This window comes from Shewanella algidipiscicola (genome assembly GCF_003605125.1).
Taxonomy (GTDB): domain Bacteria; phylum Pseudomonadota; class Gammaproteobacteria; order Enterobacterales; family Shewanellaceae; genus Shewanella; species Shewanella algidipiscicola.
Map to the genome: position 1 here is coordinate 205559 of NZ_QPQT01000004.1, position 23389 is coordinate 228947.

Below are 23389 nucleotides of genomic sequence, written 5' to 3' on the forward strand. Positions count from 1 at the left end.
TTAACCTCACCACTTTTGAGTAATTGTTATACCTTGTTTAAGCCTTCGGCGAGCAAGCCATAAAGTGCGGAGTCTGACACAATGCCATTTACTTCCCAGCGCTGTCGCAACAAGCCTTCCTTTTCAAAGCCTAGTCGCTCCAATGTGTTACCTGAAGCCGTGTTTTCAGGATCGATCTCTGCTTCGATTCGTCGTAGCTGTAAGGTATTAAATGCATGATCTATAAGTGCGTTTCCAGCCTCGAATATAATGCCTTTTCCCCAAGCGTTACGGCTTAAACCGAAACCGATTTCTGCACGCCTAGACTCTTTTGCATAGTTAAACAACATAACTTTACCTAAGAGCTGCCCGTTATCCTTTAAATAGATGCCTAAAATCATATCGGTATTGCTACTCATTGATGCCGTACTATCGCTGATAAAAGTTTTAGCCTCATCGATAGAGCGCCAAGGTGCCGTGTTCCAATATCTCATCACTTCATGATCGGAAAATATCTCAAACAGCTCTGTTGCATCATCTTCAACTAAAGCCTTCAGCATTAGCCGCTCAGTTTCAATTTTTGTTGTTAACATTTAAAGACTAACCTCTTAAATTTGCTATTGGTGCATAATGCCTACAAAGGGTTACCACTGTGTTGATATTCACTTTTAGAGCATGTTATTTTGGGCTAAATAAATCTTATCAGTGTTTATAAAACAATAATATAATCTTGTTTAGGGTTTCGTTAAAGCCGCACTAGGTGATGAATTGCTTAAAGTGGGTCTAGTGCATAGACGCTGCAATGCCGTGACCATATGGCCAGTGATGTAGTGGCGATTCACAAACTGAAATTACTTGAAGTCTTATGAGTAATACTCCTAAGAAGATTCGGGGCAAAACTGAGTTAGCTTTCTACTCGCCACTCACCCCAAATGCAGCTTAATCGAAGAAACGTTAGAACCCAAGTGTAAACGCGGCTGCGGCCTTTGCCAGCAGGGATGCTGGCGTAGAGCCGACAAGGATGTGCTTGAACAACGTCCATGTCTAAAAGCCAGTTCGGCGTCCATGCCTCTCGTTCGTTAGCGCGAAGCTACGCTTCACTCACCGTGTCGCAGAAGTGTTTGCACATAAGCTCACTGCAGGTGATAGATTGCCATGAAGGTACACCTTCAAACACCCGTTCCAAAAAAGACTCCGCTAATCACTACCCAAACAAAGTAAAAAAATGCCATACCTTCACTTCAAGGCCACCAAACTTTGGGGCAAAAGTACGTTAGCCTTTAACTCACTAGTCGTATCAAATGAAGTCCAATCGAAGAGGCGTTAGGTAGAGGTGTAAGCGCGGTTTTGGCCTTCGAAATCATGGATGATTTCGCAGAGCCCACACGGACGTGCTTGCGGCGAGCCAAAAGAGCGCTTGCACATTCCCCGCCGGACAGGCGATTAATAACAGTGAAGGTTCGACCTTCAAGCCTCTGTCCCAATATCCACTTCGTCAGGCGCTAATGCTTTTTAGATCTCGATTAGTTATCCGAACGTCTCGAACACGGTTCAGCCGCACAGCCGCACAGCCGCACAGCCGCACAGCCGCACAGCTTATCCAACTGCTAGACGCTAAATTGCTAATGTTGAGCGAATAAAAAAGCGCCCGAGGGCGCCTTTGACTTTGCAGGGTAAAACAGTTGCAGGGACTAACTTTGCAGGGTTAGTGTAGGTGCTTGGTATCACCAAGCACCTAATGGGGTATCACTTGTGGGTTATAGCTGGTGTCCGTGGTGCTCCATAATTTTCTCTGGGCTATGACAAGTCGCACAGGCTTCTTTAGCGTCTTTGGCTTCTTGTTTATCTGGGCCAAAGTAGGCGCCGTTATTTTGCATGTGTGCCATAGCGGCATCTGACAGATACTTCTGGTGACAACTAATGCACGAAGCCGCATCAGATGAAGCATACCAAGTGGCAACGGGCGTTAGCGCGGGATCGTTATTTTTACCTGGAATAAAGCTAGGTACAGCATGGGCTTGGCCTGCATTACGACCGAGCTCGAAACCGTAGGCTTTGCCGCCCCAACCTTCAACTTCAGCATGGCAAGTGGTGCAGTCAGTCTTCAAAATGGTGCCGCTACCACCATGGCCATTATCATGGCCTTGTGCTTTATGGGCTTTATACATAAAGCTGGTGGACTTCATTTCGCCCGAAGCAAGCGCGTCGCCATTGGCATCTTCTACCGCACCGAGTTTCTTATCGTTGGTGTGGCAAGCGATACAATTGACGCCATTTGAGTCATGGTAAAACTCATAGCTATGACAGTCGTAACAGGTTTGCTCATCAATAATCGCGCGGCGCTTGGCAACAACCGTAGCGGTGTCGTTAAGGATGGTGCGATAAGCCTCTGTTTGGACATAGGCAGGATATGCATTGGTCGCATCACAGCTCACACGGTTAGCGCTGTCCTCTTCGAAACATACTTTAAGCACTGGCAGTACTTCTAGTGAGCGTGAAGCGATATCGCTTGGGAAGTTCATCGCGACCTTAACGCTAACACTGTTGTCGCTATTCCAAGTTGCTTTAGCAGGATCTTTAATGTCGATACGGCGCTGGCTGTAGGGGGATTGATCAAAATCGGGATAATCTTTCTCAACATCCCAGCTGACCACGACATAAGGCTTGCTGTAACCCTGTTTATAGACTTCAGCTTGGCTTACTAGGTTACCGGCTTCATCCATTATCTTCATGTCGAAGCTAATTTCATTGGCGACGCTGATGGCAACATTAGTGACAACGGCGTCATAGGCTTTTGCCGCTTGGTAAGGCTTAGCATGGTCGTTATGCACCGCAGCGCTGTGACAATCTGTACAGGTCAGCTCTGGGTTTTTATCTGACTTATGCTGCGCAGGTTTGTCGGTATGACAACCGGTACAAGCGTTGGCATTGGCATTAGCGAGCCAGAGATCTTTATCAGCCAACGTGTCATCTTCAACGTGACAGGCGGCGCAATCCATAAAGGGTTTGGTTGGGAAGGCGGGGTAGTCAAAGGCGTGAGCGCCGCCATAACCGGCGATGGTGTAGGGCATGGGGACCACATTACCTTCGCTGTCTTTACCTTCACGGTGTGGCCCCATATGAATAGCGTGCACCATATGGCCTAACTCGACAGAAATAGCGTTAGGATCGGTGACAATACCATTGTGACAAGACTGGCAATTTTCCATATCGAGTCGACGGCCACCATGGGCTTTTAGGCTGTCTGGCTGGTGACAGGTGTAACAGGTTTGCATGGTGACTAGATCGCGGGTCTCTATGCCTTCGCTGGCATTGGTCGATGGGATCCAATCGAAGTGAGCATTCTCTGCCAGTTCATGGCCTGAGTCATATTCAAACTGCATCTCAATGGCGATGCGTTGGGTCAGTTGTGGGTCGAAGGTGACGCCCGCAGGATCGTCAGCCGTGGTGAGATTAGTGTTAAAGGTATAGGTGTAAGTACCGTCTTGATGATCGGTTAAGCACTCTGGACAGTCGTTTATCTTTTCAAAGCCCTGCTCAAAGGTGGTGCCAGCATCATTGGTGGTTTCATTGAGAAGTGAAAACCACTGCTTGAGCTCGGTGCCATCTTTGATCTGTAACTGGGCTAATGAAAAGCGAAAATCGTGAAAGGGATTCGTGCCATTTAATCCGATTAGCCCAACGCCTTGGCTATTTTCAAGGCTAAAGTCAACGGTAATAATACCATTTTCGTAACGCGCACTGCTGATATTGGCGATGGCTTCGTCAGCCATGTCGATATTGAGGCCGTTACCGCCGGGTTGTCCTGGCACGCCTGGCTGGCCGTTTTCGCCATCAACACCATCTTTACCATCATTTCCATCTCCACAAGCTGCCAACATCATTGACGAAGCAATGAGTAGCGCCAGTGTGGTTGTTTTTGTTTTTATCATCATTTATCTCCAAGATTAACCACTGGGTGTAGCCGCTTGAAATGTTAAAGATTGGTAGCGATATCCGATATGAAGCGCATCACTTTAACGACTGTAGCGCTAAATGGTGAATATGCTGCTTATTGCGTTACAAATTGGATTTAATGACCTGTTTGTAGCGTTAAAGTTGGCGTAATGCACTGGGGTTTTTATAGTTAACGGCGTTTTAGTTCAAGTTTTACGCCGGGGAACTCTAATATTCATATTGCGCAAATCACAATTGTGAATCTTGCTTGGTAGGGGGGTTAAGGGCGGGAGTGAGACCTAGGGGGATAATTAGAAGCTGATGAGTTGAGATGGGGTTTATCTGTGTCACATATTTAACAAAATATTTGCATTGGGTATCACTCTTTACTCTGCGTAATCGTATTGCGAGGCAATTTACCTTAAATTAGCGCTCAGTAAACTAAGCGATTAGCAGCTAGGCGATTAGTCATCTAAGCGGTTAGTAAATTAAGCGATTAGTCAATATAGGTGACATGGATCCTGAAAAAGGAGAGGCATGAGTCGAGTTAATACCAATAGTCTATTTAATATTAAAGTCTTCGTATTATTGTTTGAAACATTAAGCTCTACCGAAGTCGCGCAGCAATTAGGTGTGGCGACATCAAAAATTAGTCGCAGTTTAAAAGCCTTACGCCACTCGTTCGATGAGCCTTTGTTTATTCGTAAGCAACATGGTTTTGAGCATACCCCATTCGCAAAGACGATTTATCCTCACTTAAAACAGTTGCTCACCCTATCAGAGACCAGTTTGGCCTTGTCGCAACCGGTAAATACACAGGTGACCCAGCAGATGACCATTACCTGTCCGCCGCCATTATCGCTTAATTTACTCAGTTATCTGCAAGATAAAGCGTCGCAATTAAAGCTGCAATACTGCTTTAATATTAAGCCCTGTAGCAATGATATCGATAAGCTATTAAACCGCTTAGAGGTGGATTTAGCGGTGACCTTTGAAGCCCATAATTCCGAGCGTTTGTCGTCAGAATTTGTCGCTAAAGCCAATGCCTATGTGGTGGTGGGTAATCAGCAACATCCTATTTTTAAGGGCGACAGCCGTATCGATGTCGATACTATGCTCAAGTACCCTTATATCAGTTTTAATGGCCATGAGTTTGAGCAAGGGCACGATCCGCTGGCGATGTATGCCTTAGATAAAGGGCGGTCAATTAACATGGTGGCCAAGGTGTGTCTATTGGCAGATTTGATGATCCAGCTTGAGCGTAGCGATGCCTTAGCCTTGATCTGTTATCGCGATGCGGTGGCGTTTTTATGTGCCAAAGCCAAGCTGCATGCGGTCGCCTTGCCTGAAGATCAAAATCGCCTCCTTAATTTACGCGCAGACGGCCATCGTCATTACCTGACCAAACTGAGGCAGGGCAATCAAGCGAACCTGTGGGTTGAGGCTGAGATAGCGTCTTACATTCAAGGCAATGTGATCCTACATTGTGATGGAGCCATTGATGGCAAAAGATAAATTACTCGATATCTCGTTAGCTACCTTAGAGATTTTTTGCCTAGTCTATGTGAGAAAAAATGCTATCGAGGTGGCAAATCATCTAGATCTGTCGCAGCCCAAAGTGAGCCGAGCATTGGCGGCCCTTAGGGCGGTATTTGATGATCCCTTGTTTATTCGCCGCGAGAGTCAATTTCAGGCGACCGAAACGGCGCATAATCTCTACCCCATTTTTTGCCAAATGATGGCCTGTAGCCAAGAGGTCGAGTATCTGGTGAGAGGCGGCAAAGGGGTGATGGCGGCTAATGTCGAGGTGGCAACCGTGCCGCAACTGGAGATCAATTTAACCCAAAGTATCAAGCAGGCAGCGTTAGCGGTGAGTGAGGCTGAGATGATGGTGGCTACCACGCCATGGGGTGAGGGCACGGCGCAGCAATTATTAAATGATGAGCTTGATGCGGCCATCAGTTTCGAGCGAGCAGATAATCGCGCTATCTTGTCAAAGTCGATTATTCAACATCGTGGTGGCCATCTGGTGGCTCGTAAAGATCACCCTATTTGGCAAGCGCCTAATATCGATAACATGATTGACTATCCGCTAGTGAAGTTAATCACTATGCCTTTTCCTGCCAATAGGTCGCCCCTTGGCTGTTATGCCAAACGCGTAGGCAAACAACTGCAGTTATATGCCACGGCGCCCGATCTGGGCAGCGCGGCAAACAGCCTGTTAAACTCAGATGCCATCATTATTATTGGGGTGCAGGGCGCGGTTGATTTTTTAAAAAAACATCAATGGATTGCATGCACAAAAAATTGATTATCAGCAAGATAAGTTGCTGTTAGAAAACTTCAGCCATCCGACGGTTTATCTATGGCTGAAGTTGGATGCCAGTGGCAAAGTGACCACGCCGTTTTGGTTACAGCGCTGTTTAGAGGATTACATCATCAAGGCACATCAATAGCCGTTATCCGCGCTATTTTTTATCTGTAGCGCCGTGACGCGTATAGGCTTGGCAAATACTTTGCTCGCCAATCTGTTTTGCGCGCTGCAGGGCGACCTCGGCATTACTTAAGTATTGCTCTAGGTTTTGCCCTGCTTGATAGCTGGCTATCCCCATGCAAATACCCGTACCAAGGCCGATGTCATTGAGGCTATTGAGTGACTTAACGGCAAAATGATGCGCCGCATCTGAGCTAGTGTCTGGCAAGATAATAATCACTTTTCCAAGTTGCCAATGCGACATTTGATAGCCCACAGGCAGCGACTTTAATATGTGGATCTCCACTTCGCGCTGGCGGCTTTCTAATTGACCAATATCACTCATATGGCTGAGCATGCTTTCGGCGGTAATATCGATTAACAGTAGGCTGGAGTTATCGCGACTCTTAGGTGTCAGCGATTTAAAGTAATCGTCTAAATCCCGCAGGTTAACTAAGATGGTGCTGCGATGGGGGATTAAATCGCCTCGGTCTTGCAGTAACGCCCGCTTTTGGGCCTGCTCTAAGGTGCAGACGATATATTCTATCTCGCCAGCGGCGTCTAGATGCCCTTTTAAGGTGGCTTGCAGGCAAGTGTTCTCTTGGCTATTGGGATCACATAAGATTTGCCCCTTCCAGCTACCTTGCAGCAAAATTTGCTGAGTAATCCGCGGCCACTGCGAACTCAAGTCGTTATTGAGTAGCTCGGTGAGGTTCTGATTAGTGATGTCATGAATCGACACCAACTGCATAAATGCTTCATTGGCTAATTCAAGTGAGCCATTAACTGACACTAAGGCGCTAGCAACCGCATTATCATTAAGCAGGCGATTAAGGTTAGCTTGCTTTTGGGCCTGCTTTAACTCAGTAACGTCGTTAAAGATGACTAACAGGTAGTTGCCTTTTTTGGCTGGGCGCGGGGCGCTGCTAATGGTAACGGCGAGGAAGTGACCACACTGCTCTTCAAAATCGATAACATCGTGCCATTTTTTGCGCTCATTGAGCTGGGTTAAGATAGCGGCGTAGGCATCATCTTCTAGTTGCAGTATGCGTTGTAAATTACGATCTGATAGCTCATCTAGCTCAATATTTAGTAACTTAGCTGCCTGTTCGTTGGCCGTCACAACCCGGTTGTGATCATTGACTATGATGCAGCCCGTGTCTTGATGAAACAGGCGATTGGCAAGATCGATACTAAATTCTCGTGAGCGCTGTGCAATGCGGTAGGCATGCACCAGCAAGATCAATCCCAGCGACAACAAGGTCAATACTACCGAGCCAATAATGACGATATTACGCCACTCATAAAAATCGGCGGCAATCGCATCGTTACGCACATAGGAGACTAAGTAATATTCTCGGCGCGTTTCATATTGGGTCGTTAGCCCTATTTTTAAGTAAACAAAAGTAGCGTCATCACCATGAAACTGGCCAAAATTACTGGTGGCCATTTTACGCCATAGCGCCGGATAACTTAGGCGTAAACTGCTGCCCAATGTCTCAGGGATGCGATTGATGGTCGGCTTATTTTTAACGCCGGCGTAAAGTAAACCTTGGGTATCAACCATTAACAGTGGCGACTGTTCACTAGAATAAGCGGGTTTAATGCTTTTGAGCATACGGGTCATAGACTGATAGGTGACTAAGTACCCCCGCACACTCAAGTCGGGGTTTTCGAGCCACGCCAGTTGGTACAGGTAGGGTTCTATCTTGCCATCGACCTGAGTAAAATCCAGTGGTGAGGTATAAACCTCGGTGCCCCCCATGCTACTAGCACCGCCTAATAATGAGGGGGGCAGCGCTCCATAATTCATCTCATTGGACGCTGAGAATTTAAATTCTCCTTGAGGACCAAATAGAGCGATATCAAATAGTTCAGGAATATTACCTGTCATTAATTGCCAGTTTTGTTGTAGCTGTTCCTGCCGTGCCTCACTCGGGATCATAAGGTAGTTTTTAAGCAGTTCAGAGTTGGCAAACATTTGGGTTCTAAACTTTTGAAACGTCACTCTGTCCGCAATTAAACTGCCAACCGATTGCAGCTCACTATATCGTTGGGCTGCCCAATCTTCCTGCAAACGGCGTTCACCGAGCGTAACGATCACATTGGTCAACAGAATTGAGCTGATCAGCAAAATAATGATCTGTGTTGCCACAGAAAAAATACGTTGCGGTGACCAGTGAAGTCCTTGCCCTGTGATCAGAAGTGGAAGTTTTTGCGTCAGCATTGAGTGTTCATTGTCTAATTATTTTAGCGGCTATATTAGCAGATTCTCTCGGCTTAACACAGTGACTTACAATTGACTAACACTCGTGACGATATTCATGGATTAGGCGATGTTAGATTGGGGTACCTTTTCGGCGCAAATGCGCCTTGCTAATGCTTTATTGTCAGCTTAAGGTCGCTAGCCGACCACGCCTAAATGTCGGTGTTTAAATTCGGCATTGGCGGCCAACACTATCTGTTTACAGCGCGCAATATCGACGCCTTCTAAGCCATCAATGGCCGACACTTGCACCTTGGCGATATACTGCGGCGCCAGTTTAATAAACTCATTTACGGCGTGATATGCGCCTTTTAACTTGGGTTGGCAGTGGCGAAGGTACGCCGCTTCAGTATCGGCATTGAGTGAAATCGATAGCGCGTCAACGACAGGGGCTAACTCAGGCAAAATATTACGCCGGTGAAACAGATTGCCTAAGCCATCGGTATTGACTCTGACTCTGCCGCCTTGGCTTTTGATTGCGCCGGCAACCTCGAGCAGGGTCGCAAGATTTAAGGTGGGCTCGCCATAGCCGCAAAACACATATTCACCGAAGCTACTGACATCCCCTAGCAGAGGGATAAGCTCCTGTGCCTTAGGTTGATGGTCTAAGGCTAACTGATAGTCGTGGACCTGCTTGCTACCATTGTGTTTTGGGCAAAATTGGCAACGTAAGGTGCAACGCCCTGTAATGTTAAGGTAGCGGCTGTTACGAATATCGTAGACTAAGGTTGATTGACTCATGATAGGTGACGTTGCCCGAGCTGATGGGGTAAAGAGGACAGTGTAGCGACTTTGAGCGATTTAAAATGGCGATGAGATCAAAAAGAGAGGCAATGCCTCCCTTTTTGCTAGCATTTAAGGCTCAATCACCTCATCGGTTTTAGGTTGCCACCACCACTGGAAGAAGCGGCGTGTTGTGCGCTTAATATCATCGAGAATAATATAGAGCACTGGGACTAAAATTAGCGTCACCACGGTCGAGAATAAAATACCAAAGGCCAATGAGGTTGCCATAGGGATCACTATCTTGGCTTGTAAGCTCTTTTCCATGATGATGGGCACTAAGCCGACAAAGGTGGTCAGCGAGGTTAAGATAATCGCCCTAAAGCGATAGCAACCGGCATCGATGGCCGATTGCACCAAAGATAAGCCTTGCTGGCGTGAGCGATTAACAAAATCGACCAATATCAGCGAGTCATTCACCACCACGCCCGCCAACGCGACGATGCCACAAAGGCTGAGCACGCTCATGGACAAGCCCAAAATAAAGTGGCCAAACAGCGCCCCAATTATCCCAAAGGGGATAACCGACATGATGATCAAAGGTTGGCTGTAGGATTTAAGCGGAATCGCCATCAAGGCATAGATGGTAAACATGGCAAAGAAGAAGCCTTGGATCAAACCCACCATGGCACTTTGTTCGTCGGCGCTACCGCCATCTAAGGTGCTGGAAATATGTGGGTATTTATTTTGCAGTTGCGGTAAAAAATCTTTTTGGATCTCGGCCACCACTTTAGCGGGTTCGACAATCGTGGTATTGGCGTTGGCGCTCACGGTAATGGCCCGGCGTCCGTCTACCCGGGTGATGGAGGAGTAGGAATCACCTAGCTCAATATCGGCCACGCTAGAGAAGGGCACCGAGGTGCCTTGAGGTGTGCGGATCATCATATTTTCAAGATGGCCCACGGTGCGGCGCTGCTCAAGCGGGTAGCGCACCATCACTTTGACTTCTTCTTTATTGCGCAAGATCCGCTGCGCCTCAAAGCCGTAGAAGCCGTAACGCACTTGGCTGGCTAGATCGGCAAGGGTTAAGCCTAGTGCCTCGGCGGCCGGTTTTATCGACAAACGAATTTCATGGCTGCCCGACGAGTAGTTATCCGAAATGTCATACACCCCTTCATAGGTGCGCAGCTTCTGTTTTAAGTCATTGGCGGCCAAGGCGAGTTGTTCAAGATCGCTAGAGGTTAGCCTAAAGGAGATATCACCGCCGGCGTCGTTGGTGCTGGCGTTAATGTTGAGCTTTTTAACCGAAATCAGCTCAGGCAATGCCTCACGCCAAGCGGACGCAATGGATACGCCATCAACCTCTCTGTCTTCTCCTTTGGTCAGTTCGGCAAACACAAAGGCCGAAGTACGCGAGCTCATATTGATAAAGCTATGTTTAACCACGGGCTTGCCATATTCGGCTTCCATATCATCGTTCATGCGATACAGAGCGCTTTCAATCTCTTTAACCACTTTTAAGGTGTTGGCTTCGGAGCTGCCCACATCCATTTCCAGTCGTACCTGAATAAAATCAGAGGGAATATCGGGAAAGAATACCCAGCGCACTTTACCACTTTCCACCAAGGCGATAGAGAGGACCAACACCCCAACAAAGGTAGCGACCACATTGTATCTATGTTTGATACAACGCTCGATAAAATTCCGATATTTATGGTGAATAAAGTATTGCACCTGATTGTTTAGTGCCAGCTTAAAGCGCACAAATGCATTGGGGTTAGGGTTGGGGCGACTCGGTTTCATGTGCGCTAAATGGGCGGGTAAAATCAGTTTTGACTCCACCAAGGAGAAGGCTAAACAGAGGATCACTACCAAGCCTATCGACTTCCAAATAATGGCCATCGGGCCAGATACCATCACCATTGGCATAAAAGCGGCGATGGTGGTCAGTACCCCAAAGGTGGCGGGCATGGCCACTTTTTGTGCGCCTTTAACCACATTGTCCAGCGAGTGACCATGGCGCTCAATTTCGGTATAGGCGCTCTCGCCGATGACAATGGCATCATCGACCACTATCCCCAGCACCAAGATAAAGGCAAATAGGGTCAACATGTTGATGGATAAAGAGAAGGGCTCTAGCGGCATAATAAACATCGCCCCCAGAAAACACACAGGTAAGCCCATCATCACCCAGAAGGCCAATTTCAACTCTAGGAACAGGGCTAAAATGATAAAGACTAAGAGGGCGCCATAAAACATGTTTGATATCATCATGTTTAAGCGACCCTTGAGGTAATGGGTCAGGTCGCCCCAAGTATCTAATTGGGCATTGGCTGGCAAACTGGCGCGGCGCTGCTCTATGTACTCTTTGACCTGCGATGAGATATCCAGTGCATTTTGATCATCGACACTCAGCACTTCGATAATGGCCGCCGGTTTGCCATTAAAGCGGGTGTATTCCAAACGGTCTTCGAAGCCATCACGAATGGTCGCCACTTGGGGGAGCATGACACGGCTGCCGTCGGGGCGAGTGGTCACCACGATTTGGGCAAAATCATCACCGGTATAGGCTTGGCCTTTGGTGCGCAGGAGTATGTCACCATCTTCGGCGCGAATAGAGCCGCCGGGCAGATCGATAGAGGAGTTACGCACCGCTTGAGCGACTTGGGCAAAACTTAAATTGTATTCTCGCAGTTTGTCTTCCGACAGTTCGATACTGATCTCATATTCACGTACGCCAGTGACCTGAGCACGGGTGACGGCAGGCAGCATGGTCAGCTCGTCACGAATGCCCTTTGCCAGTTCTTTCATCTGGTGCAGATCCATATCGCCATACACAGACACCCAAATCACATTGTTCTCTGGCTTAATGCGAAAAATATTGGGTTTTTCGATATTGTCGGGGAAGGTGGAGATAGCATCGATATTCAACTTGGCTTCATCGAGAATATCTTGCGGATCGAAACCATCGGCAACCTCTATGGTCACATTACCAAAGCCTTCGCTGGCCACTGAGGTGACTTTTTTAATGCCGCTAATATCTTGAATTGCTTCTTCAATTTTAATGTTTATCCCTTCTTCAATCTCTTGCGGCGCGGCGCCGGGGTAGGCGACCGAGATCTGCAAGTAGTTGAGTTCGAACGAGGGGAACACCTCTTTATTGATCAACACGGTACTAAAGAGTCCGCCAATCAATAAAATAATCATCAATAAGTTGGCGGCAACACTGTTACGGGCAAACCAGGCGATAATGCCTTTTTGGGTATCCATTACTGTTCACCTGCTGCCATTAATGTGGTGGGGGCTGGCGTTGGCTCGCTGTCGTGCTTCGAGTTGTCATCAGTTTGCTCGCCTATCACCTTAACCAGTTGGCCAGTAGCCATATTATTGATGGTGGTCAGTGAAATGCGCTCGCCATCCACTAGGCTGTCTTTGATATAGACATTGTCGATATCGCTACGAACCACATTGACGCTGCGCATCTCTAGGGTATTGTCATCTCGCACGATTGCCACCTGAGAGTTGCGCACTATGTGGCGCGGCAGTTTGACTATGCCATCAACGGTGCGGCCTTTAATCACGGCGGTGACGAAACTGCCAAATTTTAACGGCAGTTGCCCAGCTTGTTTGTTGTCTCTCAGGTAGGGATCTTTAATTTCGGCGACCAAATACACCATGCGATTATCGGCGTCGATCACTCCCTCGCTACGCACAATTTTGCCTGTCCAATAGACAGTGCGCCCAGCCAGTTCGGCGCTTAAGGTCACTTCAGTATCTGGGTTGTCTACCGACTCTAGGTAGGCCAGTTCATTATTGGCCAGTGGCAGGCGTATTTCGGCGGTGCGGGTATCGTAAAGTTCACCAAGATTAGTGCCTAAGGTGACATATTGGCCAAGGTCGACATTTCTCACCTTGATGATGCCATCGAAGGGGGCACGAATGATGGTTCGGGCTAAATTTCGCTGGGCGCGGGCTAAAGCGGCCTCGGCAAATTTGACGTTAGCTTGCTCTTTTTTCAGTTGCGGTAACCGCAGGCCCAATTCGGGGGCGGCGCCGTTGTCATAATCTTCCCAGTCCTTTTTAGCCACTTGACCGCGGGCGATCTCTTCATCGAGTAGGGCTTTGGCTTGGGCAAGAGTCGCTTGAGCTTGGATCAGGTCGGCTTGGTAGTCTGAGGGTTCAATCTCGGCCAGTATATCGCCGCTTTTAACTATGCCACCGGCAACAAATTTGTCGGAAATGGTCAGCATACGCCCCTGAACTTCGGTCACCAGCTGGGTATGGTTCTTGGGATTGACCACGCCATAAGAGGGTAGGTTTAACGACACCGTTTGTTGGGTCACCGTCATTACATCGACAATCGGAATGGGGATCTCATCGGGCTTTTGCTCGGGCGCCTCTTTGGTGCTTATGAGCAGCGCTGCTAATCCACTAAAAAGGGCCAGAATAAGAATCGGCGGAAGCGTTCTACGAAGAATTATTTTTATCATTGCCTTGATGCGGTTCCATGCTGCATTGCGTTGGTTGTTAAATTACCAGAGTCTGCACCTAGGGCAAACGTCTTTTTGTAACTTAAATGTATCAAGCTAGCGTTAACGTGTTGATTTTGTGATTGCGCAACCGCTAAACGCTCAATTAACGATACAAAAAAAGCGCCCATGATGGGCGCTTCTTAAGTTGTCAGCAAAGAGTAACCGAGTGAGTTACTTTTTCTTTTTGCCGGCTTTAAATTTTTTACTGACCTTTTTATCGACCGCTTTGCCTTTTTTCTTCGACGGTGGACGGGCCTCTTTATGTTTTGGGCGTAAGCCTTCAATAACGCGGCGTTTTAAAGGTTGTTCAATATAGCGCTCAATCTTAGCGACAATGCGCATATCATGGGCTTCGGCCAGTGAAATGGCGGTGCCTTTGTTACCGGCGCGGCCTGTGCGTCCGATACGGTGCACATAGGTATCGGCCGAACGTGGCATATCGAAGTTAATCACGTGGCTAATATCGTCAACATCAATACCGCGAGCGGCAACATCGGTAGCCAGTAGCACTCTGACTTCACCTTTGGTGAAACGCCCTAGGGCTTGAAAGCGTGCTTTTTGCTCCATATCACCGCGCATAAAGGCGCAATCAATGCCTACGCGCTTAAGCTGGCCTTCGAGGCTGGCAACCACTTCACGGGTTTTAACGAATACGATGGCGCGGGTCACATCTTCACGTTGCAAGATGTTGCACAGCAAGGCGAATTTATGTTCTTTATCGTCGGCCAAATGGATCCACTGATGGATTTTGGCTTTTTCGCTGCGCGGCGGCTTTGTTTCGATAGTGACAGGATCGGTCAGTAGCTCTTGAGCGAAACGGCTAACACCACCGCCCTCGAGTGTGGCCGAGAATAGCATGTTCTGTTTGCGGCCCTGCGCTTCGATAGCGATGGCCTGTACGATAGAGGTAAAGCCCATGTCCAGCATGCGGTCGGCTTCATCTATGACTAAAATCTCAACTTCTTGAGCATCAAACTGCCCCTTGTCGAGGTATTCCATCAAACGCCCAGGCGTGGCAACAAGAATGTCGACATTCTCACTCAGCGCCTTTTCTTGCGGTGCGTACGGTACGCCGCCAGTAATAATGGCGATATCTAAATCTAAGTCGGTAGCCAGGTGAGACGCATAGCGGTGGATCTGGCTCGCAAGTTCACGAGTCGGGGTTAAAATAAGTACCCGAGCTTGGCCAGAAAAACGGCGTGGAAAATCGATAAGATGCTGCAGCGCGGGCAGCAAAAAACTCGCCGTTTTACCGGTTCCGGTTGGGGCGCGTGCAAGAATGTCTCGCTGCTCAAGCCCGAGTGGGATGGTCTGTTGCTGGATGGTGGTGGGCGTATTATGGCCCATCGCCTTGAGAGACCTTAGTAAAGTCTCGTCAAGGTGGAAATCTTCAAATTGCATGCGCTGCGTCTCAGTGAATAATAGCGCGGCATTATATACCGAAATTAGATTCAAGTGCGAGGATAGTCATCAGTGACTGTTGGATAATCAATAAGCCACTTTTTGCCCTTTATCGATAGCCATCAATTGCCGATTAAGCTCCGGTTACGGATAGCGCCTCTAGAGCTTGAGGTAAAACGCCTTGGTCAGTGCCACCATCTCTTGGGTGTACTTACCGCTGCGATCTCGAATACACAGTGACTCAGGTTTATCTGAGTGGGGGGCTATTGGCTCTTGATGGCCGAGCAAAAGCAGGTGGCGATGAGGGATTTTACCTTCAATACTGGCTACATCGACACGTTTGATTAGCGTCAACTGATGCGCACTAAGCTGGGATAAAAACGCCTTAAGGCTTTGGGTGGGCAAAATGAGACTGGCGCGTCCCTCGGGGTGCAGTAGGGTTTTTATCGCCTCTAACAGTTGCTGAAAACTTAAGCTTTGGGTGTGGCGAGCCAGGGCTCGGCGCTCAGTGGCAGCTTGAGGTCCGTTATCAAAATAGGGCGGATTACACACAATATGATCAAATAAGCTTGGCTGCGTAGGCTGGCTCAGCCATTGATTAATACATTGCGGCACTAAGGTGATTCTGCTGGCCCACGGGCTGGTATCGATGTTGTTGCTACAATCGATAGCGGCATCATGATCCAGTTCGATAGCGGTGATAATTCCCTTGCTGCGCTGGGCGGCCATCAAAGATAAGAGCCCACTGCCCGCGCCGATATCGAGAATCTTGCTTGCCTCTGTTAAGGGCGCCCAAGCGCCTAAGAGCACGCCGTCGGTACTCACAGGCATGCCGCAATGGCTATCATCTATGTGAAACTGTTTAAAACTAAAAGGCATAAGAATATCGGTAATGCAAACTGTGGCGCCATTGTACTGCATAGTGAATAGCGGACAAAGCCGGGGCGAATCGCGTAAACACAGTGGATCTAACTATGATGAAATGTAGCTTGATGTAATGAGTGGGACCTGCCTGTTTTTAGTTTGTTAATTTTTTGGTGTTAATCGCCATCTGTGCTCGCTGTTTTCTTGTTAATTGATAGGTATTTTGCTAATAGTAGTCCCCCAGTCTGCGGCGAAAGCCCGTAAATTGGCTTAGGTAATCCAGTTTGAATGCATTGTTAGCGTTAGTTGATTCTGCTGTTGTTCAAAAAGTAGTCGTGATGCGGCTAGATTTACCGTAAGGTCGTGTAATTAAATGTTTACACGCAATGAATGTCGTGAAAATTATCGACTGATTTTCCACAAGTGATTGAGATCATTATAAAAGCAGTTTAACGGGGCGTTGTGTGCAGAATAATAAAATGAGTATGACCGATACATTAAGCTTAGGTTTTATGACCTTTGCCTTTTTTCTTGGTGCGGGAAACTTAATCTTCCCGCCATTGGCTGGCTTTTTAGCCGGTGAAAACATGTCGTTAGCCATGGTTGGTTTTTTGCTGACAGCGGTAACCTTACCCCTTATTACCTTGATTGCAGTGGCTAAAGCCAACGGCAAAATCATGGGGTTATTACCTCCAGTGGCGGCGATGATGTTGGCTGTGGCTATTTATATCATCATTGGCCCCGCATTTGCCGCGCCCCGCGCTGGCTTAGTGGCCTATGAGATGGGATTTAAGCCCTTTATTGATTTTGGCGATGACACCTTTACGTTGTTGGGCTTAGTACTCAATAGTTCACAGCTGCTGTATACCCTGATCTTCTTTGGTATCGCTATGTTGCTGTCACTGTTTCCGGGTAAATTACTCGATAGTGTCGGCAAGGTACTGACCCCCATAATGTTACTATTGTTACTGGGCTTAGCGGTTTCTGTCATAGTGCTGCCCAGCGGCGACATAGGTCAAGCGGTGGGCGAGTACCAACATAGCCCATTATCGAAGGGGATTTTAGAAGGCTACAACACCATGGATACCCTAGCATCGCTTATTTTCGGTATGTTGATTATCGATATTTTGCGCAAGAAGGGGATTGAAGCACCTAAAGAGCAAACTAAGTATTTAGTGCGCGCCGCATTTATCGCTGCTGCAGGCTTGGCTTTTGTGTATATCTCTTTGTTTTACCTTGGTGCTAGTGCAGGCAGTTTGGCGGCCGGTGCGGATAACGGTGGCGTGATTTTAACCAATTATGTCAACGTTCAATTTGGTGCCATGGGGCAGCTCTTGTTAGCTGCGGTTGTTAGCTTGGCCTGTTTAACCACTGTGGTGGGACTGGTATCGGCTTGTGCCGAATACTTTAATGAGTTGATGCCTAGCTTGTCTTATAAGTTGTTGGTCGTGATCATGAGCCTAGCCTGTGTCACTGTGGCCAACGTTGGCTTAGCGCAATTAATCAATATCAGTATTCCAGTGCTTGTGACTGTCTATCCTGTGGCGATTGCGCTGGTGGCTGTGACCTACCTGACAGAACATTTCGATCGTCCAGCATTGGCTCACCGCTTAGTGTTAAGCGTGGCGTTGATCTTCGGTATCATCGATGGTCTAAAGGCGGCGGGACTGGACATGAGCGTGTTTGATGTGATGCCGATGCACAGCGAAGGTATGGCCTGGTTGTTGCCCACAGGGCTGGTGATTATTGCCTGTTTAATGATAAAGCGCCCAAAGGCGCAGGCGGTTCTCAATTAATGTGAACCGCGGCCACCATCGATTAACTAGCGTTATGCCCTGCGAGCTAACCTTTGGTCGTTTACACGGCGGCTCATCTGGTTCGTACAGTAGATAAATAATAGGTCAGGTTGTGCGTTTGTTGTTTGCGACAATCTTGGCTAATCGCTTAAGATAACGGTGTTAATTCAGTTGAATTAACACCGTTTTTTTATAAGGAAAGCGCGTGACTTCAAGCCAACAAGAGTATCAAATTGACCCCTTAATCGAGCCATTTCTCGATGATTTATGGTCAATGAAAGGGCTAAGCGATAACACACTGCAAGCGTATCGAAGTGATTTGTGCCATTTTGATCGTTTTGTTCAAAGCCAGCATGCAGCGCTAATCGAGGTTGACGCTGTATTGGTGAGAGAATATCTCAGTCAACGCTTCGATACTGGGTTTGCTAAATCCAGCAGCGCTCGACTCATCAGTAGCTTACGACGATTTTATCAGTATTTGGTGGCTAAAAAGCGCATCGCTATCGACCCCATGGCCATGATCAAACCGCCTAAATTGGCGCGCACCTTACCCGATTCGCTCAGCGAAGCCGATGTCGACCGATTACTGAGTGAGCCCAATGTCGATGAGCCTATCGAGTGCCGCGATCGGGCGATGTTAGAGCTGCTGTATGCCAGCGGCTTGCGGGTGTCGGAATTGGTTGGGCTGACGATGGATCAACTCAGCCTGCGTCAAGGGGTGGTGCGTATTGTCGGTAAGGGCAGTAAAGAGCGATTGGTGCCACTGGGGGAGATGGCGGTGACAGAGATTGAGCAGTATCTGGCATCGGCACGTTTTGAGCTGTTAAAAGGCAACAGCAGCGATGTGGTATTTCCCTCGAAACGGGGCACCATGATGACGCGGCAAACCTTTTGGCATCGCATTAAACTCTATGCATTACGGGCTGGCATTGCGGTGCACCTATCACCCCATACACTTCGCCATGCTTTTGCTACCCATCTGCTTAATCATGGCGCCGACTTGCGAGTTGTGCAGTTGTTGCTTGGCCATAGCGACCTATCGACCACCCAAATTTATACCCATGTGGCCAAGGCCAGATTAGCTAAATTGCATCAAGCGCACCATCCAAGAGGGTAGGCGGTGGAATAATTTGCTTTCCGTGCTTTGAACATGTAACTTTTCAGCCTTTAGTCGGGTCTATATAGCAGACCACTTATGCAATTTGATGCAATCGCTGCTTAATTCGCTGTCGATGTAGCCGCAAGTGTGGGTGGTGTTAAGTGATATAAACACGACCTTGTTTTGGTTTAATGGTTGTAGTCCAAATACAATACAGGATATCTAATGAACTTTACCCGCGCTCTAACTTTGTTATGTGCCCTTGTGGTCACGCCGTTTACAATGGCGGCTAACAACAGTATTGATAACAGTGAGCAATTAAAGCAAAAACTGGCTAGCACCTTGAGTGTGGAAGTGCAAAGCCTTAATGTATCGCAAATTCCAGGCCTTTACGAAGCCATCACAGATCGTGGCGTGCTTTATATTAGTCAAGATGGCAGTAAGTTATTCCACGGTAACTTATACGATCTTGATAACGGCATGAAAAACCTCACCGAAGCGGCACTGGCTGGCCCTCGTGTCGAAATGATCAAGCAGTTTGAGCCTAATATGTTGGTCTATAAGGCTAAAGATGAAAAGCACGTCGTGACCGTCTTTACCGACATCACCTGTGGTTACTGCCGTAAGCTGCATAATCAAATGGGGGAATACAACGACTTAGGCATTACCGTGCGCTATTTAGCCTTCCCACGCCAAGGCGTGCCATCGAAAAACGCTAACGATATGGCGGCCATTTGGTGCTCGGCCGATCCGTTAAAAGCGATGACCGATGCCAAGGGCGGTAAGTTGGTCGATACGGCTAAAAACTGCGATGCCAACATCTCGCAGCAATACAATTTAGGCCAAACACTGGGCGTAAATGGGACGCCGGCCATCGTATTAGAAGATGGTACTATGATCCCAGGTTATCAGCCTCCAGAGCAGTTATTGCAAGCGCTAGAGCGCGTTCAATAAGCTTAAATGGTAAATCGAGTGACTAAAAGGTGAGCTTAGGCTCACCTTTTTTGTGTCTAGTCGCAATGGCTCCCGCCGTGCAGGTAGTGATTGGCTTATCTCTAGTGCTCATAGATAGCAGCAATCGATACTTTTGCTGTGTGTTCTGCCGCCGCCTTTGTTATGCTAGCGCCATTGTTTGTTGAGGTTATTTACGCTGTGATCCATAAGATAGTTCGTCGCCCTAAGGTGGATGATAATCATCTTCCTGCCCATCTCTCGCCTATTTTAAAGCAAGTTTACGCCAGCCGAGGTTGCAGTGATGCCGACTGTGAGTTGGCGCTTGCTAACTTGCTGCGCCCTAATACCATGAAAGGACTCGATGTGGCCGCGCGGCTGATTGCCGATGCCATGGCAAATAATCGTAAAATCCTTATCATGGGCGACTTTGATGCCGATGGCGCCACCTCTACCAGTGTCTGTTTGTTAGCGCTGAAGATGATGGGCGCGCAGCAGGTGGATTACCTCATTCCAAACCGCTTTGATTATGGCTACGGCCTTAGCCCTGAGATTGTTGCAGTGGCTTACCGTAAAGAGGCGCAGCTGCTGATCACTGTCGACAATGGCATCTCATCTATCGAGGGCGTTGCCGCCGCCAAGGCGCTAGGCATGACGGTGGTGATCACCGACCATCATCTGCCGGGTCAAACGGTGCCGGCTGCCGATGCCATAGTGAACCCTAACCAACTCGATTGCCCATTTGCCAGCAAGTCGATTGCGGGCGTTGGCGTCGCCTTTTATTTAATGTCGGCATTAAGAGCCGAATTAAGAACCCGTGGCTGGTATCAACAGCGCGCCATTGCCGAGCCAAATTTAGCCAGCTTACTGGATATTGTGGCGCTGGGCACGGTTGCCGATGTGGTCTCGCTCGATACCAATAACCGTATCTTAGTCGATGCCGGTTTAAAGCGAGTCAGAGCCGGCCGTTGTCGCCCCGGTATCACCGCCTTATTAGAAGTCGCTAAACGCAATACTTCACGTATTGTGGCCTCTGATTTTGGTTTTGCGGTTGGCCCCAGACTCAACGCCGCCGGGCGGCTCGACGAGATGGCTCTAGGGGTTGAAACCTTACTGTGTGATGACATCATGCAAGCTCGGCGTATGGCCAGTGAGCTCGATAGCTTAAACGCCGAGCGGCGCGATCTTGAAGCCGATATGCAGCAAGAGGCGCTAAAAAGCCTTGAGGCGCTGAGTTTAGATGAAGCAGACTTACCTTGGGGAATCGCGCTTTACCAGAGCGATTGGCACCAAGGGGTGATAGGTATCTTGGCTTCGCGCATTAAAGATAAATATCATCGCCCGGTGATCGCCTTTGCCGAGGCTAATGAAGGCGAGATCAAAGGCTCGGCGCGCTCGATTAAAGGCCTGCATATGCGCGACTTACTCGAGTTAATCAATAGCAGACATCCAGGCATGATCATCAAATTTGGTGGCCATGCCATGGCGGCAGGCTTATCGCTTAACGCTGGCCAATTTGACCGTTTTGCCAAGGCGTATGATGAAGCGGTGCGAGAGTTACTGGCCCCCGCGCAACTGACCGGTGAAATTGTCAGTGATGGTGAGCTATTGCCCCATCAAATGACGATGGCATTAGCCCAAGAATTGCGTAATGCCGGCCCTTGGGGACAGAATTTCCCCGAGCCGTTATTTGACGGTTACTTCAGAGTGGTGCAGCAGCGCATTGTTGGCGAACGTCACCTTAAGCTCGTACTGGAAACCGAATGCGGCCAAACCATGGTCGATGCCATTGCCTTTAATGTCGATTTAAAAACGTGGCCCGATGCGACCATTCAATTTGCGCAGGTAGCTTATAAGCTCGACATCAATGAGTTTAGGGGCAATGAGAGTCTGCAGTTTATGGTGGAGCAGATAGAGCCTAAGTGATTAGGCCTTCGAATGAAGGCTTGGCATTTTTGGGTTGAGTAGCGCTTGGGGGCGAATTTTTTAAGGTGTTAATGAAGGTCGTTACTTCATGGTTACCTATCACCTGCGGTGAGCTTATGTGCAAACACTTCTGCGACACGGTGAATGAAGCGTAGCTTCCTGCTTATGAGCGAGAGACAGGGTGAGCTTGGCGATAGCCATATACTCGTGAACGAGAGACAGGGATGTCGAACTGGCTTTTAGATAGGGATATCGTTGCGAGCACACCCCTGTGGGCTCTGCGAAATCATCTGACCTCCAAGGACGGAGGGAATGTCAAAAAATGTAGGGAACATTTTTGGCCATGATTTCGAAGGCCAAAAGCGTGCTTACACCTATCTCTAACGCCTCTTCGATTGGACTTCATTTGATACGACTAGTGAGTTAAAGGCTAACGTACTTTTGCCCCTTTCCTCGTTAGTACAATTACTCCGTCATTTTGTAATTATCAGAATTTCCCATAAGAAATCTATTGAAAAAAGCATCAAGTAACACGTAATTATCGTTACGTATTTTTGTACGGCTTAAGCACCGCCTCTAGCGTGGGTTCTAGATATCAGCAATAAGTGTCGATTGAATTAAAGTGCCAAAATCCTATGGGTGTCCACTTATCCTAGTTGCATAAATATCAGCATATTGATACTTTCATATTTCGAATAAACAGTAACCTACTGCTAGTTTAACTTTTCTTACGTCAGAATAGGCATGTCGTGACATAACCATTTTTATGGTGGGTGGCTTGATTAAATTCTCACTGCGCGATTACGATTTGAAGCTGCTTTGCCTTTTAAAAATTGCTTGAGCAAAATATCGAATTCTTTGCTATTTAATCCTTTTGATAATCTGTGCAGCGAGCCGCTAGTTTCTGTTGTGTACTGTATATTGATTACGTGATCTTGCCAGTTTGGTTGGGTGGATAAATGGTATTTCTGTGACAGCGAAGCTAACAAGTCTGCCGTTTTTTTTATGCGTTGTCGTTGGTCTGAGATCTTACTGATATTACGAAACATACTAGCTATATCGGCTGTGTTGGCTGGCGTGTAGCTTATTGGATTATTTGGATTACTGCTTATTAATAGGTTTTCAGTATTATCATTATGAAACTGAATATTATTAATATTGGTTACGGAAGGTGTTTCAGCTGCAAATGCTGGGTTAATGAGTAAGTAAAAAAAAGGGCTAAAGCATAAATGTGATTTCTCATGATTATTTCCATATTTCCTGAGTTAAACATCCTGTTTAAAAATAAGCTATCATCATTTTTTATTGAAGTAAATACACTAACAAGAATGAAATATATGGCAAAATATATAGCCACTTATAGTTAATGTGCATCAGAAACGACCTTTTACTAAGCTTTGAGGAAGCATTAGACAAGGAGGTTGTTATGCTAGGCCCTCGCCG

15 protein-coding genes are annotated in these 23389 nt (G+C 47.7%); 7 read left to right on the top strand and 8 right to left on the bottom strand.

Going from position 1 to position 23389, the window contains the following annotated elements; all coding sequences use genetic code 11:
- Nucleotides 1–26: 26 nt before the first annotated feature.
- Together DVO77_RS06050 and DVO77_RS06055 are read right to left on the bottom strand one after the other, a co-directional pair.
- On the bottom strand, nt 27–572 hold the full coding sequence (locus DVO77_RS06050; RefSeq protein ID WP_119977694.1) for a GNAT family N-acetyltransferase: 546 nt from the start codon (nt 570–572) through the stop codon (nt 27–29).
- A gap of 1164 nt (nt 573–1736) precedes the next feature.
- Complete coding sequence (locus DVO77_RS06055; RefSeq protein ID WP_119977695.1) at nt 1737–3914, bottom strand: OmcA/MtrC family decaheme c-type cytochrome; 2178 nt, start codon at nt 3912–3914, stop codon at nt 1737–1739.
- A 538-nt stretch (nt 3915–4452) separates the two neighbouring features.
- On the opposite strand from DVO77_RS06055, the gene DVO77_RS06060 reads away from it, so the two are divergent.
- The 3 genes from DVO77_RS06060 to DVO77_RS19215 are packed head-to-tail and all read left to right on the top strand — an operon-like array spanning nt 4453 to nt 6371.
- On the top strand, nt 4453–5430 hold the full coding sequence (locus DVO77_RS06060; RefSeq protein WP_119977696.1) for a LysR family transcriptional regulator: 978 nt from the start codon (nt 4453–4455) through the stop codon (nt 5428–5430).
- Nucleotides 5417–6226: a LysR family transcriptional regulator gene (locus tag DVO77_RS06065; protein ID WP_249038114.1), complete on the top strand. Its 810-nt coding sequence runs from the start codon at nt 5417–5419 to the stop codon at nt 6224–6226. Before DVO77_RS06060 ends, DVO77_RS06065 begins: the two co-directional genes overlap by 14 nt.
- Nucleotides 6207–6371: a hypothetical protein gene (locus DVO77_RS19215; RefSeq protein ID WP_249038115.1), complete on the top strand. Its 165-nt coding sequence runs from the start codon at nt 6207–6209 to the stop codon at nt 6369–6371. The genes DVO77_RS06065 and DVO77_RS19215 overlap by 20 nt, the downstream gene beginning before the upstream one ends.
- Before the next feature lie 12 nt (nt 6372–6383).
- Here DVO77_RS19215 and DVO77_RS06070 read toward each other — a convergent pair whose 3' ends face one another.
- The 6 genes from DVO77_RS06070 to DVO77_RS06095 form a co-directional block, all read right to left on the bottom strand.
- The gene (locus DVO77_RS06070; RefSeq protein WP_119977697.1) at nt 6384–8615 is read right to left on the bottom strand and encodes a PAS domain-containing protein; all 2232 of its coding nucleotides are present in this window, start codon (nt 8613–8615) and stop codon (nt 6384–6386) included.
- A 177-nt stretch (nt 8616–8792) separates the two neighbouring features.
- A complete protein-coding gene (locus DVO77_RS06075) occupies nt 8793–9395 on the bottom strand; it encodes a TatD family nuclease-associated radical SAM protein (RefSeq protein WP_119977698.1) in 603 nt (200 codons plus the stop codon).
- A 114-nt stretch (nt 9396–9509) separates the two neighbouring features.
- Nucleotides 9510–12647 (bottom strand): efflux RND transporter permease subunit, encoded by a 3138-nt coding sequence (locus DVO77_RS06080; RefSeq protein ID WP_119977699.1) that lies wholly within the window; start codon nt 12645–12647, stop codon nt 9510–9512.
- The gene (locus DVO77_RS06085; protein WP_119977700.1) at nt 12647–13867 is read right to left on the bottom strand and encodes an efflux RND transporter periplasmic adaptor subunit; all 1221 of its coding nucleotides are present in this window, start codon (nt 13865–13867) and stop codon (nt 12647–12649) included. The genes DVO77_RS06080 and DVO77_RS06085 overlap by 1 nt, the downstream gene beginning before the upstream one ends.
- A 213-nt stretch (nt 13868–14080) precedes the next feature.
- Nucleotides 14081–15310, bottom strand: coding sequence for an ATP-dependent RNA helicase SrmB (srmB, locus tag DVO77_RS06090; RefSeq protein ID WP_110457353.1), 1230 nt, complete (start codon nt 15308–15310; stop codon nt 14081–14083).
- Between the two features lie 159 nt (nt 15311–15469).
- A complete protein-coding gene (locus tag DVO77_RS06095; RefSeq protein WP_110457354.1) occupies nt 15470–16189 on the bottom strand; it encodes a tRNA1(Val) (adenine(37)-N6)-methyltransferase in 720 nt (239 codons plus the stop codon).
- Nucleotides 16190–16638: 449 nt separating this feature from the next.
- On the opposite strand from DVO77_RS06095, the gene brnQ reads away from it, so the two are divergent.
- The 4 genes from brnQ to recJ all read left to right on the top strand — a co-directional run bounded on the left by brnQ (nt 16639) and on the right by recJ (nt 21946).
- A complete protein-coding gene (gene brnQ, locus DVO77_RS06100; RefSeq protein ID WP_249038116.1) occupies nt 16639–17970 on the top strand; it encodes a branched-chain amino acid transport system II carrier protein in 1332 nt (443 codons plus the stop codon).
- Nucleotides 17971–18244: 274 nt separating this feature from the next.
- A complete protein-coding gene (xerD, locus tag DVO77_RS06105; RefSeq protein ID WP_249038121.1) occupies nt 18245–19087 on the top strand; it encodes a site-specific tyrosine recombinase XerD in 843 nt (280 codons plus the stop codon).
- Nucleotides 19088–19294: 207 nt separating this feature from the next.
- Nucleotides 19295–20023: a bifunctional protein-disulfide isomerase/oxidoreductase DsbC gene (dsbC, locus tag DVO77_RS06110; protein WP_119977703.1), complete on the top strand. Its 729-nt coding sequence runs from the start codon at nt 19295–19297 to the stop codon at nt 20021–20023.
- A 198-nt stretch (nt 20024–20221) separates the two neighbouring features.
- Entirely contained in the window at nt 20222–21946 is a 1725-nt protein-coding gene (recJ, locus tag DVO77_RS06115) for a single-stranded-DNA-specific exonuclease RecJ (RefSeq protein WP_119977753.1), read from the top strand.
- The last annotated feature ends 1443 nt before the right edge of the window (nt 21947–23389 follow it).

Coding starts and splice junctions, on each gene's coding strand:
- DVO77_RS06070 (WP_119977697.1), bottom strand. CDS start 8,615: ATGCTGACGCAAAAACTTCCACTTCTGATCACAGGGCAAGGACTTCAC.
- xerD (WP_249038121.1), top strand. CDS start 18,245: ATGAAAGGGCTAAGCGATAACACACTGCAAGCGTATCGAAGTGATTTG.
- srmB (WP_110457353.1), bottom strand. CDS start 15,310: ATGCAATTTGAAGATTTCCACCTTGACGAGACTTTACTAAGGTCTCTC.
- DVO77_RS06055 (WP_119977695.1), bottom strand. CDS start 3,914: ATGATGATAAAAACAAAAACAACCACACTGGCGCTACTCATTGCTTCG.
- DVO77_RS06075 (WP_119977698.1), bottom strand. CDS start 9,395: ATGAGTCAATCAACCTTAGTCTACGATATTCGTAACAGCCGCTACCTT.
- DVO77_RS06050 (WP_119977694.1), bottom strand. CDS start 572: ATGTTAACAACAAAAATTGAAACTGAGCGGCTAATGCTGAAGGCTTTA.
- DVO77_RS06060 (WP_119977696.1), top strand. CDS start 4,453: ATGAGTCGAGTTAATACCAATAGTCTATTTAATATTAAAGTCTTCGTA.
- dsbC (WP_119977703.1), top strand. CDS start 19,295: ATGAACTTTACCCGCGCTCTAACTTTGTTATGTGCCCTTGTGGTCACG.
- DVO77_RS06095 (WP_110457354.1), bottom strand. CDS start 16,189: ATGCCTTTTAGTTTTAAACAGTTTCACATAGATGATAGCCATTGCGGC.
- DVO77_RS06085 (WP_119977700.1), bottom strand. CDS start 13,867: ATGATAAAAATAATTCTTCGTAGAACGCTTCCGCCGATTCTTATTCTG.
- DVO77_RS06080 (WP_119977699.1), bottom strand. CDS start 12,647: ATGGATACCCAAAAAGGCATTATCGCCTGGTTTGCCCGTAACAGTGTT.
- DVO77_RS06065 (WP_249038114.1), top strand. CDS start 5,417: ATGGCAAAAGATAAATTACTCGATATCTCGTTAGCTACCTTAGAGATT.